The 16,955-nt window shown below is 42.5% G+C and carries 18 protein-coding genes; 6 read left to right on the top strand and 12 right to left on the bottom strand.

The annotated features are described in order from the left end of the window. Window positions 1-34: 34 nt before the first annotated feature. Complete coding sequence (locus QE357_RS00410) at window positions 35-424, bottom strand: response regulator transcription factor (RefSeq protein WP_106637449.1); 390 nt, start codon at window positions 422-424, stop codon at window positions 35-37. A gap of 756 nt (window positions 425-1,180) precedes the next feature. Between QE357_RS00410 and QE357_RS00405 the strand changes: the two genes are divergently transcribed. After that, complete coding sequence (locus tag QE357_RS00405; protein WP_309704916.1) at window positions 1,181-1,453, top strand: hypothetical protein; 273 nt, start codon at window positions 1,181-1,183, stop codon at window positions 1,451-1,453. Beyond that, a complete protein-coding gene (locus tag QE357_RS00400) occupies window positions 1,423-2,379 on the top strand; it encodes a glycosyltransferase (protein WP_309704914.1) in 957 nt (318 codons plus the stop codon). The genes QE357_RS00405 and QE357_RS00400 overlap by 31 nt, the downstream gene beginning before the upstream one ends. Here the strand turns inward: QE357_RS00400 and QE357_RS00395 are convergent. The 7 genes from QE357_RS00395 to QE357_RS00365 all read right to left on the bottom strand — a co-directional run bounded on the left by QE357_RS00395 (window position 2,342) and on the right by QE357_RS00365 (window position 10,519). Continuing rightward, complete coding sequence (locus tag QE357_RS00395; RefSeq protein WP_309704912.1) at window positions 2,342-2,989, bottom strand: acyltransferase; 648 nt, start codon at window positions 2,987-2,989, stop codon at window positions 2,342-2,344. The genes QE357_RS00400 and QE357_RS00395 overlap by 38 nt on opposite strands. Before the next feature lie 7 nt (window positions 2,990-2,996). Beyond that, a complete protein-coding gene (locus QE357_RS00390) occupies window positions 2,997-4,190 on the bottom strand; it encodes a glycosyltransferase (RefSeq protein ID WP_106637452.1) in 1,194 nt (397 codons plus the stop codon). 60 nt (window positions 4,191-4,250) lie between these two features. Beyond that, window positions 4,251-5,015: a glycosyltransferase gene (locus QE357_RS00385; RefSeq protein ID WP_106637453.1), complete on the bottom strand. Its 765-nt coding sequence runs from the start codon at window positions 5,013-5,015 to the stop codon at window positions 4,251-4,253. 24 nt (window positions 5,016-5,039) lie between these two features. Then, window positions 5,040-5,837: a glycosyltransferase gene (locus tag QE357_RS00380; protein ID WP_106637454.1), complete on the bottom strand. Its 798-nt coding sequence runs from the start codon at window positions 5,835-5,837 to the stop codon at window positions 5,040-5,042. 23 nt (window positions 5,838-5,860) lie between these two features. Beyond that, window positions 5,861-6,970 (bottom strand): acyltransferase, encoded by a 1,110-nt coding sequence (locus tag QE357_RS00375; RefSeq protein WP_309704908.1) that lies wholly within the window; start codon window positions 6,968-6,970, stop codon window positions 5,861-5,863. Between the two features lie 37 nt (window positions 6,971-7,007). After that, window positions 7,008-8,444, bottom strand: coding sequence for an MOP flippase family protein (locus tag QE357_RS00370; protein WP_106637456.1), 1,437 nt, complete (start codon window positions 8,442-8,444; stop codon window positions 7,008-7,010). 362 nt (window positions 8,445-8,806) lie between these two features. Next, complete coding sequence (locus QE357_RS00365) at window positions 8,807-10,519, bottom strand: capsule assembly Wzi family protein (protein ID WP_106637457.1); 1,713 nt, start codon at window positions 10,517-10,519, stop codon at window positions 8,807-8,809. 103 nt (window positions 10,520-10,622) lie between these two features. Here QE357_RS00365 and upp point away from each other — a divergent pair, with 103 nt between their 5' ends. Both upp and QE357_RS00355 read left to right on the top strand, forming a co-directional pair. After that, window positions 10,623-11,267: a uracil phosphoribosyltransferase gene (upp, locus tag QE357_RS00360; protein ID WP_106637458.1), complete on the top strand. Its 645-nt coding sequence runs from the start codon at window positions 10,623-10,625 to the stop codon at window positions 11,265-11,267. Window positions 11,268-11,271: 4 nt separating this feature from the next. Next, window positions 11,272-11,721, top strand: coding sequence for a hypothetical protein (locus tag QE357_RS00355; RefSeq protein WP_106637459.1), 450 nt, complete (start codon window positions 11,272-11,274; stop codon window positions 11,719-11,721). A gap of 160 nt (window positions 11,722-11,881) precedes the next feature. Here the strand turns inward: QE357_RS00355 and QE357_RS00350 are convergent, their stop codons facing one another. The 3 genes from QE357_RS00350 to QE357_RS00340 all read right to left on the bottom strand — a co-directional run bounded on the left by QE357_RS00350 (window position 11,882) and on the right by QE357_RS00340 (window position 13,859). Beyond that, window positions 11,882-12,106 (bottom strand): hypothetical protein, encoded by a 225-nt coding sequence (locus QE357_RS00350; protein ID WP_106637460.1) that lies wholly within the window; start codon window positions 12,104-12,106, stop codon window positions 11,882-11,884. 138 nt (window positions 12,107-12,244) lie between these two features. Next, window positions 12,245-12,742, bottom strand: coding sequence for a GAF domain-containing protein (locus QE357_RS00345; RefSeq protein ID WP_106637461.1), 498 nt, complete (start codon window positions 12,740-12,742; stop codon window positions 12,245-12,247). A 106-nt stretch (window positions 12,743-12,848) separates the two neighbouring features. Next, entirely contained in the window at window positions 12,849-13,859 is a 1,011-nt protein-coding gene (locus QE357_RS00340; protein ID WP_106637462.1) for a LacI family DNA-binding transcriptional regulator, read from the bottom strand. A gap of 175 nt (window positions 13,860-14,034) precedes the next feature. Between QE357_RS00340 and QE357_RS00335 the strand changes: the two genes are divergently transcribed. Beyond that, the gene (locus QE357_RS00335) at window positions 14,035-15,213 is read left to right on the top strand and encodes a galactokinase (protein ID WP_309704902.1); all 1,179 of its coding nucleotides are present in this window, start codon (window positions 14,035-14,037) and stop codon (window positions 15,211-15,213) included. Window positions 15,214-15,242: 29 nt separating this feature from the next. Beyond that, a complete protein-coding gene (locus QE357_RS00330) occupies window positions 15,243-16,298 on the top strand; it encodes a UDP-glucose--hexose-1-phosphate uridylyltransferase (protein ID WP_309704900.1) in 1,056 nt (351 codons plus the stop codon). Between the two features lie 160 nt (window positions 16,299-16,458). Here QE357_RS00330 and QE357_RS00325 read toward each other — a convergent pair whose 3' ends face one another. Then, entirely contained in the window at window positions 16,459-16,953 is a 495-nt protein-coding gene (locus tag QE357_RS00325) for a hypothetical protein (RefSeq protein ID WP_106637464.1), read from the bottom strand. Between the last annotated feature and the right edge of the window lie 2 nt (window positions 16,954-16,955).

Raw genomic sequence — 16,955 nt, 5'->3', positions numbered from 1 at the left:
CTTTGCAGAGAAGGAACATCGGTTCCCGTAGAAATTATCTGTAGACGCGACGAAGTACGGCTTTTACTTTTGCAGTGATTTCCATGGGATTAAAGGGCTTGGTCATAAAATCATCAGCCCCTAATTCTAGACACTGAATCCGATCATTACTTTCTTCACTTCCTGAAAGGATGATGACGGGTATATGTCCATACATATTACTTGAACGGAGGACTTTTAAAAATTCCTTTCCGTTTAAATGAGGCATGTTAAGATCTGCCACAATAAGATCTACGGGAGCACCCGTTTCGATCCATGACATACCGGCCATCCCATCATCTTTAATAACAGTATTGAAATCTTTGTTCAGGGCAAGTTGAAGTACTTTCCGGGTCATGGGTTCGTCGTCCAGAATAAGTACGGTCGGGTTTTCAACTGAATTCATAAATTGGCGGTGTTATAATGACAGTAATAACGAAAATACGGAAAATTACATGTTAAGTAAATTCCTTTTGTTGCGAACATAAGGCCTTTACTATGAAAAATAAGTGATTCAAAATGACTCGGTTAGGTCTAGCAGATAGAGTATACTAAATAATTCTATTGAGTATATTTTCTCTATAAATCTCATCTCTCAGCAAAGAATATTTAAAGGTAAATTATAATGCCAGACTTACGTGCTTATACCTTAAAAGATTTTTCACTTTAGATTAGTGTATTTATATATTTTATTTGAAAAACATAAAAAAATACTATATTTTACAAAAAAAAGCTTATCATTCATCATTATGTATGTTAGAAATCTTGATAGGTCTGATAGTAATATTGACTCAAGGTAATAATATGAACATTAATGCTTATTTATAGGTTTTTTTATGTACCATCATGTAATTCTTAAATAGTAAAGATTAAAATCAAAATGCTTTATATCTCAATGCTTAATATTTAACCACTTTAAATTATTTTTGGACTCAATTTGTAAAGTACTAAACGTCAGTAATAGGTCAGTTGATGAGAGTTTTGAGCAGTTCATCGAAAACGATCATTAAATCTTATCTATTTTTGATAAATAATAAAACTTTATTCTTGCCGCCCCCTGGAATAAATGTTGTTCTTATCCTAAAATTCCTAAGTGGTTTTTTGATAACATTAGGAAATAATCTCCTTATGAAGATGGGTATTTCTCATCTTATGAATATCAATGAAAGCGTTGGATAGTATCATTTGTATTGGACAGACTCCGTGGCAGGGCGAATTTCAAAATTCAGCCGTTCAGCTATTAACCGAGTTATCAAACTATTATCGAGTTCTTTATGTGGATTACCAATATACACTCAAAGACATGGTGATGGGGGTGACGGGTCGCAGAAATGTCCCTATGCAAAAGCTGGTCAACCGTAAGGGGGTATTAACTAAAGTAGAAGAAAATAGGGAACTTTACGTATGGCTGCCCCCGGTAATGGCTCCTGTGTGAACTGGATGAGTGATTCGTACCATGACACGTTCCTCCAGATTAATACCAAGCGTCTGGCCAATGGTCTTCGGGAAGTTATGAAAGAGCTCGGGATGCAATCACCCCTGATAATCAATGCATTTAATCCCGTGCAGGGCTTACCGCTTTTACATAAGTTAGGAGAGGTTGCGACCATTTATTACTGTTTTGACGAAATTTCAGCGGAAGCCTGGATGGGTAAGCATGGAGCCCGGTACGAAAAAAAGTATCTGAAAGCAGTGGATGCGGTAGTAACGACTTCCGAAGCTCTTCAACAGTTTAAATCCCAAGAACAGCCTCGAACTTTTTGTGTAAAAAATGGGGCTAATTTCGATTTATTCTATAAGGCTCATCTTTTGAAAAGTCAGAAACCAAAGTCTGAGAATAAGACTATCGGGTATTTGGGTACTGCTGATAACCGCATCGATGGTGAGCTGGTAGAACGATGTGTGCAGGATATGCCCCAGCATCGCTTTGAGTTTCTCGGCCCAGTCAATGATGACACTCTGAAAGAGTGTCTCTCCGGGTATTCGAATGTCATTTTTACACCGTCGAAGCGGCCAGAAGAATTACCACAGGCTTTATCCGAATGGGATGCTGCGATGATTCCCTTCGTGTGTAATGAACATACATATACGATTTATCCCCTGAAAATCAACGAATATCTGGCCGCTGGCTTACCCGTAGTAACGACACCCTTTTCAATACTGAAGGATTTTGAAGACATCGTCTCGATTGAGTCTACTGCCGAAGCTTTTAGTAAAAGTCTGCAAAAGGCTTTAGAAAGTACGGATCCCGTTGAGGTTAAACAACGAATTGAAATGGCTCGTGGAAACTCCTGGGCTCACCGGGCTAAAGAATTTCGTTCTATTATTGAGCAGATTGTGGACTGGAAGCTGGTTTCGTAACCCGTTGCCACTGTCCACTGGCTGAATCATATTGCTTTAATAACTTCGCCGGATTTCCTCCCACGACTGAGTACGGAGGAACATCTTTCGTTACTACACTTCCACCCGCTACTACCGAATTCCTGCCAATGGTAACTCCAGCCGTTATAACGGCATTTGCCCCAATCCAGCAGCCTTCTTCAACAATAATGGGCTGAACCGTAACAGATTGGCGATGAATGGGTTGCTTAACGTCTTCATACGTATGGTTCAGACCTGAAAGTACCACGTGCTGGGCCAGAATTACATCTGAGTGAAGGTGAACAGGACCAATAACTACTGAAGAAATACCTAAAGTGCAATGGTCTCCAATAATGACATCTCCTACACCATTGTTAACCACGCAGAAATCTTCGATGGTGCTGTAAGCTCCGAGACTAAAGGCCTTGAAAGGTAATACATCCATCCGGGCCGAAGACCTGATCTTAGCACGACGGTGTTTTTTATGAATAAAAGGGTTTAAAAACCAGCTTACCCACCGACGGGGACGGGCTTCATGCCTGGGAATTAGTAACCAGTGCACCCATTGTTTAATAGCCGGGTTAGTATCTAAGTAAGCTTTTATATCCATGATGAGACTATTGGGCAGAAGCAGTTTTAAATTGATGGATAGCGTCAATCATTAACTGAAGAGAATTTTCCCAGGTATGATCCAGAGCAAAGGCGATACGTTCCGAAGCCGTTGATAAGTGTTGACCTGACAAAGCCTGCTCAATACAGCTAATGAACGTTTGAGGGGAGTTAGCTAAAAAGACGTGTTCTTTAAAGAGTTCCATGGTTTCTGTTTGCACCGCTACCACGGGTTTACCCATCGCTAGGTATTCGTCGATTTTACGAGGATAGTTCCCAATTGTGACTTCGTTGAAAACCTGAGGATTAATTAAAACATCCATGTGAGCCAGATACGCCGGAATTTCATGTGGAGGTTTTGACCCTAAAAAGGTGATGTTATCCAGAGCTTCAAGTTGAGCTCGGGGAAATGAATCATCGGGTGAACCAATGAGCACAATCTGCCAGTTGGGACGCTCCCGGGCAATCGTTTCAAGGAGGGCTCCATCCAGACGAAGACTAGTCAAAGCTCCTGCATAGCCAATGCGAGGCTGAGGAATACGGGCCAGGTCTGTGGGAGTTGCAGTGACCTCGTTGGGGTTAAACAACTCTAAATCGCACCCCTGACCAATGTATACCGAATGCGGATTGTACTGGGAAGCCTGATTGGCCAAGTAACCCGAATTACTTGCCACTATATCCACTTTACTCATTAAAGCCGGCTCGAGTCGCTCTCCATGCTTTTTCCAGTAATTCACGGCCAGAAAATTATCCCGCAGGTAATACACGTAAGAATCGGGCTCCAGGAATTCTTTCAGGTAAAAACCCTGAATCATATCGTTATCATTGAGCAGAACAAACGAATCCCATTTCAAATCAGCGAGGACCTTACGAATACCTGTGGCTAATTTTTTACTGTTCCAGCGATTAAAAAAGTCATAAATGGCATTATCGGGTAACCAGTTGAAGGAGCCCAGAACGCACGTAGGGGACCAAACCCAAAGATTAGGCTCTACTTCTGTGAGGGCTTTGCCTCCATTTTGGCCAGTAAATTGTTTACGTTCCTGAAGGCGACCATCACTGCGGTACAAGGCAGCCCAGTCAAGAGGCTGGTTTACAAACAGAACACGGTGCTTAGGAGCCAAGGCCCTGGCCATATCCCGAATGTTACTTCCCATATTTTTTTCCTCCCAGGGCTGCCGGGCAATGATCACAAAGTTCATAGCTAACTCAAAAGTAAGTGGGTCGCTAGTATTGATTTAGGTGGATAATAATCAAGGACCCTACCGAATGTAAATGTCGTAATTATACTTTAACTGACGATAAATGTCCCGAACGAGGCTAATGACAGGATTCTCACTTTGGCTAATGGAGCTTCGGGTCATGGTACTGGGCTCGGCTTCCGAATTTTTCTGAATAAATAGAGACTGAAAGTCATTGTAAAATAGACCTTTACCCTTGTTTTTTAGAAATGAAATACACATTTCATATTCCGTTTTATCTCCTTTCATACCTTCCGGGTAACGGCCAAACTTCTCCAAGAAATTACTACGTCGCAAATGGGGATGATCGCTGTAATAGTAGATTTTCTTATAGTTGGTAGCCCAGGCGGGAAATATCATTTCTGAAAAACCCTGCCCCTTGGGACGCATGTATGGATAAGGAATGTAGGCGTAAAACCGAACGATGTCTAACGCGTCATCCTGATTCATGAAGCGGAGAGCGTCCGCAAAACGATCCGGAAATTTATCAGTAGGTTCAAAATCCTCCTGCACGTACAAGGTATAGGGCGTTTTGACGGCATCTTGTCCCTTGTTAATGTTATTGCCTAAGCCTTTATTTTTCTCAGTGGTGATAAGGTCAAATGCAAATTCTTTTTGTAACTGACGAAGTTTTGAGAGGTGCTCTGGCTTACTCCCGTCGTCTGAAATGACAATACCCCCAAAGCTGACCTGCAACTTTTGAAAAGAATTCAATAAGTGCTCTAAAGAATGACTTCTATTGTAATGTGTCACCAATAAAGTAACATCTGAAAAAGAATATTCCATGACCTCCTGAGGAAAATGTGGTGCTTATTTAAACCTCATTAACTGAAGTGTATTTTTAAGAAAACGATACTTTAGATAACCCCAGCGTAAGGCTAAGATGAATGGGTTCGGACGTTGTTTCCAGTCCGACCGAAATGTAGCGGTGCTGGGTTCCGAGGAAGTGTTGACCTGGTCAAAAATGCTAGTGAAATCGTTATAAAACAATCCTTTTGCCCGATGTTTTAAAAACGATAAACACATTGAAAACTCAGCAGCATCACTATTCGTTCCTTCCTGATATCGACCAAATTTTTCAAAAAAATTACTACGTCTTAAGTGAGGGTGATCACTGTAATAATAGAACTTTAAATGATCGTCATGCCAAAGCTCAGGTCTAAAAATCATTTTTGAAAAGCCCTTTTTAAAGGGCAGCATATAGGGGTAGGGAAAATACGCATACAGGCGAACAATATCTAGTTCGGGATCTTCCCGCATGAATTCCAGTGCATCAGGAAAATGCTCAACGAAAGCAGGCTTGGCAACAAAATCCTCTTGTACATAGAGCGTAAAAGGAGTTTTAACCTCATCCTGTCCTTTATTAATATTATTAGCTAAACCTCTGTTTTTGGGTGTAGTAATGAGCCGAAAGGAATATTGCTTGCTTAATTCCTGGAGTACTTCCTGATGTTCAGGCTTACTACCATCATCCGAAACGACAATATCACCAAAGCTACATTTAAGATCCTGAAAACCTTGTAAAAGATTGGCAAGCGAACGGCTTCGGTTGTAGTGCGTTACTAATAAAGTAACATCCTTAAATTGTCGTAGTGATGCGTCTTTCATCTAATAACGATTTAAAACTCGTATTATAAACTAGATTTGGCAGTCTTGAAGACCGAAAACCCATCTTTAAACTTAATTTCAATATTCTTATAGGTCCATTGAGAACAATAGTAGATGAGAATGAGATTAAGAATAAAGAGGTAGCTATAATCTTCAGGAGAAAATTTAAGAATTCGAATAAATACGATATTGAAAATACTCAATAGTACAGCATGAGTTAAATAAATAGAGTAACTATAGGTACCTACACGATGTAACAGCGTAGATGAATTTAAGATACTGGATAACTTGCCTTTTTCAAAGGAAAAAATATAAATAGCTAATAAAAATATAATCTCATACACAAAGCCATAGTACTTTAAAGTTTCTCCCCAGTAGATACTAATGAATATGGCAAAAACAATAATTATTTCCGCAAAAGTGAATAGTAATGGATTAATATGCGATAAGCTCGATACCGTTTTACTAAATATCATGTAACAGAAAGCTCCGGTAAAAAAGCCAATCAACCCTCTTAAAAAGCCATAATTAAAAGAATAATTGATCTGGAAACTTCTGGTAATTAAAGCCAGCAGGCCCAAGGCAACTAAAGCTGTCAACAAATAAATAATGGACTTGTACCGCTGGAGGCTTAACCGGGCTATGGTAATCATTACTAAACCAAACACGATATAAGAAATAACCTCTGCACTGATAGACCAACTGGGGATATTCCAGCTAACATCACTGATGTTAAATAGTTTAATGGAATTGACCAGAAATAAGGAAGTGAAAAAGGTAAGTACGTTATTATTCGGATTATCAAGCTTATTCACATGGATGTAATGGGACATATATTCTTTGTCCAGCTCCATAAGTAAGGTGACAAAGAGCATGACAAAATGCAGAGGGTAGATCCTGAAAAAACGCTTTTTCATAAACGTTCCGAACTCCTCCGTTGTCGCCATTAACTGATACCGGTAGGTAATGACAAAGCCACTTAGTACAAAAAAGAAATCAACAAATACGTCGGAGTTCTCGACGATAGGGTTATTAATAACAGGTGTATTGGTAAAAAATGCCATGTGGAACAGAACCACAAAACTGGCAAACAACCCCCTGAAAATATCAAGAACGGAGAATCTGTATTTCATAAATTTTCAATAAAGATGGCGGACAGCTATGAAATACTTAGGCAGATTTTCGATACGCAAGTATCTCTTTAAGTGACATTTTATATTTGAAAGTTAGTAACAGATAGATACCCCCTCCAATGATTATTTCAATGACTGTATGAATAACCCCTTCCGAACCAACAAAGTATTTATATAAACTAATAGCTCCCACCATAAGTAGCCCAAAGCTGAGTGGTTTAGCGATATTTTTAAGGAAACTGCCAAAGAAATTTCCAATGAGGTAATGAACTACGTAGAAATTTATGATTAGGTTAATGATGGTACTAATTAGAAAGGCAAAAGCTATACCGGTTACCTGCCATTTATTACCTAATAGATACAGCAGCGGGACTTTGACAATAAGGGTAGCCAGGTTAATATAGAACAGAAGGTTAGGTTTACCTTTCGTAAAAGCCAGTGTAAATAAAGGGTGAGACAAGCAGAAGAAAATGCTTACGAAAACGAAAATACGAATAAGCGGAATGGTTTCTTCCCAGCCGGAACCGTACAACAAAGGCACTACACTGTCGGCAGTGATATATAATCCCACTAGCAATGGAATATTGAAATAACTAACCATATCTAGAATCTGTAGATATGATTTTTTTAGTTCTTCCGCATCGTCTTTCATTTTTGCCAGAATAGGGTAGGCTACCTGAAGAATGATGGGATTGAGTTTAGTAATGGGGAATACCGCTAATTGATAAGCAATGGTATAAAAGCCTAAAGCCTTGACGCCTAATAAACCTCCAACAATAATGTTATCTGAATTACCCTGAACAAAGCCTAATAGTCCGTCTCCTACGTTGTATATGCCGAACTTTAAGTGTTCTTTAATAGATGAAAAACTCAGGTATAGCTGGGGTTTAAAAAGATTCATTCCATAGATGATTTGTAGAGCTGTTCGTAAAATGTGCATAGCCAGTTGCCCATAAATCAACGAAAGTTCCTCAAAACCATTATAGGCCAGGGTAATAGCCACAGTAGTGCCCGTTAATGCTCCGACGATTTCCATAATGGCAATAGATCGGAACTTTAATTCTTTCTGTAAAAGGAATAAATAGATTTGGCCGAAGTATATGATTAAAAAATATAAAGAAGCCAGTTTAATGACTCGGTCAAGCTTAGGCTCTTTATAATAGGCAACAATTAAAGGTGAACTAAAGTAAACAATCAGGAAAATAACAAAGCCTAAAATTAAGCCTACAAAGTAAAGACTGGATAATACTTTACGGTCAGACTCCTGCTTGTAGATAATAGAATTGGAGAAACCTAAATTACTGAAAATATAGAAGAGATTAATAATTAAGGTGCTAACACTAACCACACCAAAAACAGCCGGGTCTAACACCCGAGCCAGAATGGTTACCTGTAAAAATTGAAAAACAGTAGAAACTACGGTTGAAATGGTAATCCATTTCCCACCCTCAATTGCACTCTTTTTATTACTCATTTAGCTACTGGTAATGGGTTTAATTTTCTAACTTAAGTTATTAATTAAAGGAAGGTATGGTATGAATAAATAGAGCAATGGGGGGTACGTAGTAACTAATAGGGGGTAATCATACAGTCTAAACGCAATACGCAATGACCTATACGTATAGGTTGTCTAGACTGTTAGTAAATCAATACGTCCGCACAACGGTATTCTCCTTTCATTTTACCAATGAGAGTGATTCATGCGGATGGTCTGCCCGGAATAATGATTGGGTCTAAAAAAAGTCCGGCAAGGGTGGACTAGATAGATATTAATCATGATGGCGGCCAGATTAAGTATTTTTACAATTCTAATAGCTTTTCAAAAGTAATAGAATGTCAGAACGTCAGCAAACGTTGAGCCGTATTAATTCGGACGGAGAAAGAGGAAAATACCGTCTGACGATCAAACTGGTCAAGAATGGAATTCTGTTTACGGTAAATTTGCCGAAAATCCAGGAAAACATTATGACGAAGCTGGTAACTCGCAACAAGCTCTCCGTATAGAAGATTCGTCCCCACTCCCTGTCCAATGAAGTTACCAAATTCGCGGTCGGCAGGACGGTTATTGTAGCTTAACAGAGGATTACCTCCGTAATTCCTCCCTATCAAATCCAGTCCATAATGAGCTCCAACGAAGATTCCGGTAAGGTTTAGACGGGGCAGAGGCTGGTAACGAATCGTGGAGACAAACTCCCGGAAGTTACCTCCAAAAGGGTGAGCCAGCGACTGGTTGGAATTAACATAGTTCGTCCGATCCGATACGTGTTGGTAAGTATAAGGCCGAGCTCCGTTGAGTTCAATCTGCACGTCAAGGTTTTCTATGTCGAAGGCATCAATGTATTTGGCTCCAATCTGATACCCGATTTTATTACCCCACCAACCTTTCTGTTGCCGAAGCTTTTGAAGGTTAAATTCATCTAAGTTGAGCTGTCCGTAAATCTGAAACTGTTTCAGGAAGTTATAGCGGGCATCTAAACCCAGCAGAGAGTTATCCGCACTGTATTTCTGAGCTTCAATGGCTCGGTAGAAAATAACGGGATTGAGGTATCCTAAATCAAAGTAACCCTGCGTTCGGTCACGGCTATGAATAATGGTTTCAAAAAGGCCAATGTTCAGATGCTTGCCAATATTAAGCCCCAAGTGGTGCATGGCCATGAATTTTTTGGCGGGCAGCGTGCCGTAGGTTAATAAAGTATCCTGTTGATTATTGAGTTCACTGAAAAGATTAATGTATTGGAAGGGACCAATTTTTGTGGAAAGTTTGAGGAATAGATAAGGCCCGCTATTATCAGAAAGAATCATGGAGCGGAACCCATTTCCTATAAAAACTTTGTCGTGCCCAAATTGCAGATTAATCTGCTTAATAGGATCGAATGTGATATAACCCCGGGCGGTAAAGAAGTCGCTACTGGTTTCGTAGGGAAACTGAGCGGTGTTATTGCTGCGGAAAATCTTCCAGGCAGCTTCGCTGGGGACGGAATTAAAATTCTGGATACGTTCCTGAAAATACCCTGGAAGACGCATCTGGTTTTCCGTAAAATAGGTGTAGAAACCCAGCTTATTACCAACGGAACCGCGTATTTCAATCCCCCGTGTATTAATATACGAATACTTGTAGACATCCTGACCGCCGCCCACCAGCCCGTAAAAAACGGGATTTACGTGCAGCTCTACGTCGTCGTTAACAATACTGTAAAGGTCATTTTTCTTCTCATACAGATGTTTGAGAAAGGGCTTATCACTGGTGGCCGTGCCAGAAGCCTGAGACCATTCCCAGCTATCTTCCCTCAAATACTGAATATTAAATTTATCGGCTTCGGAAAGTAATCGATATTGATCCGCACTAAGGGTGTCGAGCAATTGAATAATGTACTTTCGGAGGTAGGGCTTCACCGTACTCTGATAACCAGGGGCGTTTTTTCCGCTCTTGATTTCATACCGATCCACAAGGTGGTAATAATCGGCATTCAGGGGGGCAAATACGCTTTGTCCAAACAAGGTTACTGCCTGAAATCCGAAAATACTAAGGAATAAGATAAATCTTGCCATAGGCGAAAGACGCGAACCCTGTGGGTTTGACGTTTTATTGCTTACTTTGTAAAGAGCCGTAAGGCCGTGCAAATTACGAAGAGATTCTGAAATTCATTTTTACATGTTTGTCCTGACCGAGCAATCTTCCATCGCCAATCATTTCATTGCTGAATTGCGTGATGTTCACATTCAAAAAGATCCCTTACGTTTTCGGCGGAATCTCGAACGTTTAGGTGAGCTATTGGCTTACGAAATTTCCAAGACGCTTACGTACTCGAAAACTACGGTACAAACGCCTCTAGGACAAACAAAAACCTTTTTATTAACCCAACAGCCCGTTCTGGCGGCTGTACTTCGGGCGAGTCTACCTTTTCATCAGGGCTTTTTAAATGCCTTTGATCGGGCTGAAAATGCCTTTATTGGAGCTTATCGGGGGAATCATACCGAAGGGGAAGATTTTACGGTGGAGCTGGAATATATTTCCTGTCCTGACATTACGGGTAAGACGCTTATTCTGGTTGATCCCATGCTGGCTACGGGTAAGTCACTGGAAACGTCGTATCGCTCATTACTCCGGTACGGTATTCCGGCCCGCACACACATTGCTGCCGTAATTGCCTCGCCGGAAGGAATCAAGCACGTACAGACCCGAATGCCCGAATGTCGTTTGTGGGTAGGGGACGTGGACGAGCGACTGAATCATAATTATTACATCATTCCCGGCCTGGGCGATGCCGGCGACCTGGCCTTTGGAGAGAAGCTGTAAAATCATGGAGAGTTTTAGTGTATACATTCCCGTTATTCTGGCCTCGATGCTCAAGTTTGTCGGTGGGCCGCTGGCGGGGTTGGCGTTGAATCTAACCCTGACGGAGACCATTCTCTGCACGGTTGGGGGAATGATGCTCAGCGTTATTATTTTTACTTTCTTAGGGCGAATCATTCGATTTGGCTGGGAGCAAATCAGAAAGACGCCCCGGAAGCGTTTTACGAAATCATCGCGGCGGGCCGTTACGATTTACCGCAAGTTCGGTATAGCCGGCATTGCCTGCCTGACGCCCCTGCTATTTACGCCCATTGGAGGAACTTTATTGGCCGTATCGTTTAAAGCTTCGCCCCTTCGAATTATGAGTTGGATGCTGGTGTTCGCCGTTTTCTGGGCGGTAATTTTCTGCTGGGCGATTTATAACCTCGCTGACTTACGGAAGCTAATTTTGGACTAAGATAATATCCTGTCTTAGGGTATTATTTTTCTCCCTGGTTGGTGTCTTCACCAACCACTAGGTCTTTAGTAATGGCTGGTGAGGACACCAGCCAGGGGGAGTGAGACGCGATTCATTACGTCTAGTTGGGAGATTGAAGATAAACTAAATCCCCGGGTTGTCACCCAGGGCTATCCATATTGAACCCCGATGGGGTTACCTCTTTCATTTCTCCGCCCTGGTTGGTGTCCTCACCAACCACTACGCCTTTGGTAATGGCTGTGTCCTCACCAGCCAGGGGAGTAGAGATTTGAAGAATTGTAGGGGTAACAAAAAACGCCTCTGTTGCGGAATAATCGGACGAAAACCCCGGATTAGCATCCGGGGCTATCCAGCCTAGGTCCATCCAGACCGGAACTATTCATATTCAACCACTCTGGGGTTAGGGGCTGCATATCAAAACGTCTTGCTACCTTGTATTAGAGTTTTCGCTGTCCAACTCTAAACCCTAAACACAAAACGCTAAACCCTTGCAAACGGAAAACTAGTAATTCGTTCGGGCGAGTTTTTCAATAATCCGCATCAATTTTTCGAGCCCTTCGCGGTCCTCTTCGTGGAAATCATCGAGCTTATTGCTGTCCACATCCAGTACTAAAAAGACCTCCTGATTTACATCAAACGCAGGTAATACAATCTCTGAGCGTGATTCTGAGGCACAGGCGATGTGGCCTGGAAAAGCGTCAACGTCAGGTACGAGAACCGTTTGCTGGGTTGTATAGGCATGCCCGCAAACGCCTTTGTCGAAATCAATGCGAGTACAGGCAATGGATCCCTGGAAAGGGCCGAGAACCAATTGGTTGTTTTTTCGTAGGTAAAAACCTACCCAGAAAAAATTAAAAGTTTGTTTGAGAGCCGCAGCAATGTTGGAAAGGTTCGCAATGAAATCGTCTTCCCCGCTAACTAGGGCTTCAATTTGCGGAATCAGGCTATCGTAAATCTCTTTGCGAGAAGAATTCTCAGGAACAAACAAGCTTTCAGCCATTGATGAAATAGAGTAAATAATGAATTAAAGAATGAAACTAGGTAATGGCTAGTCGGAAAGAAACTTTCAAAGTTTTATATCCGATCAACATTGGCAAACTTAAAAATCAAACGCCCGACTCCCGGACCACCAATTCCGTTTTCACCCAAATTTCCTGATAAGGCGTATCACCCGGATTCTGAATGAGCTGGAGTAATAATTCGGCTGCTTTTTGTCCCATGGTGTAGGCAAACTGCTCGACTGAGGCAATGGGCGGAAAATGAACGTATTCCATCATCGGTAGATTGGCAAAACTAGCAAAGTAAACTTCCTGATTGGGAATGATACCTTCAGCCCGAGCCTTTTCAATGGCGTGCAGGGAAACGTAATCGTTAAACGTAATAATGGCCTGCGGCTTGGGGTCGTGACTGAGCAGGTAATGAACTTTCGTCTGCGTATCTTCTCTGGATAAATCCGAAGAGCAAATGAGCTGAGGCAGAATGGGCAGGTTTCGTTCCTTCATGGCCTGTAAGTAACCCCGCTGCCGCTCTTCGGCTACTTCCAGTTGGGGTGGGCCGTTGAGTAAGGCAATGCGTTCCAGTCCTTTATGAGCCAGAAAATCCACCATCTCCTTCGCCGCTTGTGTAATGTTACTACGGATTTTATGAGCTGGTACATTTCGAGGCACGCGGTCAAAAAACACGACTGGTATCCCAAAGTTTTCCAATTCTTTAAAATGCAGGTAATGATGCGTTTCAGCTGAAATGGAAGCAATAACGCCATCAACCCGGCTGCTCAGGAAAGTAGTTAGGGCTCCCTTTTCCCGCTCCAGGCTATCTCTCGATTGCGAAATCACTACATTATATCCCTGCAAAGCATCTTCGATGGCGGTAATGGCCGTCGAGAAAAATTCTTCCTTTAAAAAAGGTAATACCACGCCAATGGTGTGCGTCTGTTTTTTCTTAAGTACCAGTGCTGCCGGATTGGGTCGGTAATGCAATTGCTTGGCTAGTTCCCAAACGCGTTCGCGGGTACGTAGCCCGATTCGGGGATTATTTTGAAGGGCTCGCGAGACCGTTGATATGGATACGCCTAACTGTTGGGCAATTTCCTTGATGGTCGCTTGGTGTTTAGGCATCTTTTCCACTGTCAGTCCACAAAATAAAATACTTGTGCAATCCTTTGCAATGCCTCAGGCTGGGCAAACTAGGTTCCGTTAGCAAAGAATTAAGCCTTGAAGCTCCTCCAAATCTGCTAAAAAGCTTGTTCTTTTGAAACTAGTAATTCGCAAAATCTAATCACAAACGATCCGCATGAACTCTCTTCTGACGGCGATACTAGAAACGTTTAAAAATTCTTTTGGTTCTGAACCTGCTTTACTGGTACGTTCTCCGGGACGTATTAACCTCATTGGCGAACACACGGATTATAACATGGGTTTCGTGTTACCCGCCGCCATTGACCGTGAAATGATTTTTGCGATTAGCCCCCGACCCGATCAAACTTGCCGAACCATAGCCTATAACCTTAACCGGGAAGAGACATTTACGACGGATAACCTAACAAAATCCGACGAGAAGTGGACGTATTACCTGAAGGGTGTTATTGATCAGATTCAGAAGCTAGGGTATGAGATAAACGGATTTGATCTGGTCTTTGGGGGAAATATTCCGGTAGGAGCAGGGGTATCGTCCTCGGCTGCTCTGGAGGCTGGACTGGCTTTCGCCCTGAATGAAATCTTCAAGCTGGGGATTCCTAAAATGACCCTGGTGCAGTTATGCCAGCGAGCTGAAAATCAGTTTGTAGGGCTGAACTGTGGGATTATGGATATGTTTGCTTCCTTAATGGGAGAAACCGACTCCGTAATTCGGTTGGATTGTCGTTCTCTGGAATACGAGTACTTCCCTTTCACGCAGGAAGAGCACGTACTGGTTTTATGCGATACCGGTGTGAAACACTCCCTCGGAACATCGGAATATAATACCCGTCGGCAGGAGTGCGAGCGGGGGGTAGCCATTTTACAGGCTCATAAACCCAGCATTCAAAGCCTTCGGGATGTAGATATGGCATTGCTGCTGGAGCACGAAGCGGAATTTGATCCCATCACCTTCAAACGCTGTAAGTATATGGTTGGTGAAATTCAACGAGTGGTGGAAGCGTGTAAGGATTTGCAGGCGAACGATCTGGAGGCATTCGGTCAGAAAATGTATGAAACGCATGACGGACTTCAGCACGATTACGCCGTGAGTTGTGAAGAACTGGATTTTCTGGTGGATCAAACGCGGAATAATCCTTCGGTATTAGGTGCTCGTATGATGGGTGGCGGCTTCGGAGGCTGTACGATTAACCTCGTCAAGAAAGAAGAAGCAGATCAGTTTATTACCGAGATGACCCAGGCTTATAAAGAGGGTCTGAATCTGGATTTGGTTACTCACAAAGTAGTCATCAAAAAAGGTACCTCCCGCATTGAAGTAACCAGTGAACAGGCTTAACATCCTAACTCTAAACCCAAAACTCTATCATGAGTGATTTTCAGTTTGATGAACATCCACATCGTCGTTATAATCCTTTAACGGATAGTTGGGTGCTGGTTTCGCCACACCGTACCAAACGCCCCTGGCAGGGACAGGTGGAAAAATCGGTCGAAGACAAACGTCCTGAGTACGACCCGACCTGTTACCTATGCCCGACCAATACGCGTTCGAATGGCGAGAAAAACCCTGATTATAAGAATGTATACGTCTTTACGAATGATTTCTCAGCCCTGATTCAGGATACACCCTATGGGGAAGTTTCGGACGGGGAATTGTTTCAGGCTCGGAGTGAATCGGGTCTTTGTAAGGTGATCTGTTTTTCGCCTCGTCACGACCTAACCATTCCAGAAATGGCGTCGGAAGACATTCGTCTGGTCGTAGATGCCTGGTGTCAGGAGTACGAAGAATTAGGAGCAAAGCCGGAGATTAACCACGTTCAGATCTTTGAGAACAAAGGTTTTGTCATGGGCTGTTCAAATCCCCACCCACACGGTCAAATCTGGGCTCAATACAGCATTCCTGACGAACCGTATCGTAAGCAGATTAATCAGAAGAAGTACTTTGAAAAGTATGGCAGAACGTTGCTGAGTGATTATCTGGAAAAGGAATTGGTAAAAAAAGAGCGGATTCTTTTCGAAAATGAACACTTCGTAGCCCTGATTCCCTTTTGGGCCGTCTGGCCTTATGAAGCCATGATTATTCCTCGTCGGGCAATGGCTTCGATTCTGGATATGACCGACGCTGAACGCGATGGGTTAGCAGAGGCTTATCGGGAGCTAACGATTCTTTATGATAATCTCTTTGAAGTTTCTTTCCCGTATTCGGCTGGTATTCATCAGGCTCCCACAGATGGTGAAGCTCACCCCGAATGGCACTGGCATTTTGTATTTCTGCCGCCCTTATTACGCTCGGCAACGGTAAAGAAATTTATGGTAGGTTACGAAATGCTGGCAAATCCTCAGCGGGACATTACCCCCGAACAAAGTGCAAAACGCCTACGTGAATTACCAAAAACGCATTATAAGGATTCAGTCGTTAGTTAGTAGTTGTTGGTTATTAAAAAAAGAGAAACTCCGAGGAATGTAAAGTCTTCGGAGTTTCTTCTTTTTTAATAAACCCAACAAAGACTACCAGCGAAAAAGCCAGTAGTGGAGGATTAACTTTTCTATCAACTCGAAACCCAAAACTCAAAACAAATAACTCTTAACTAACTACGCCAACAAAGAATCGCTTCATCCAGCTTTCGGAGGCGGGTAATTCCCAGTTGGCACGAAATTCGCCTACGGTTTTTACCTGATTGTTGAAAATAATCGTGTCGTGTTGAATCGTTCCGGCTTTTACGGCGGACTTTCCTTTTAGACCATCCACCGAGTCAATGCCGTCTTCAGTTTTGAAAACAATGGAACGATCAAAGAAGTCAATGCCCGCCTGCTGACCAATCTGACCGATGATTCTTGTAGAGGCATCAATCGAGCAACCGCTGGCGGCGTAAGCTTTTTCGTCCACCGCTAATAATACAAATCTCCCCTGAAGAACCGTGACGGCGTTCGTTAAAGGCTGACCATGAGCGGCCCATTCTTCAAAAGAAGCCTGTAACTGACTCTGAATCACTTCCTGCTCGGTGGCAGAGAGCGTACGGTTGGCCTGATATACCCAGAGCCGGGCATGGTCAGGCATCTGATCAAAATCGATTCGCATAT

The organism is Siphonobacter sp. SORGH_AS_0500 (genome assembly GCF_031453245.1).
In the GTDB taxonomy this organism is placed as follows: domain Bacteria; phylum Bacteroidota; class Bacteroidia; order Cytophagales; family Spirosomataceae; genus Siphonobacter.
The sequence above is the reverse complement of the archived record's forward strand: the minus strand, read 5'-3'. Positions and strand labels throughout refer to the sequence as shown.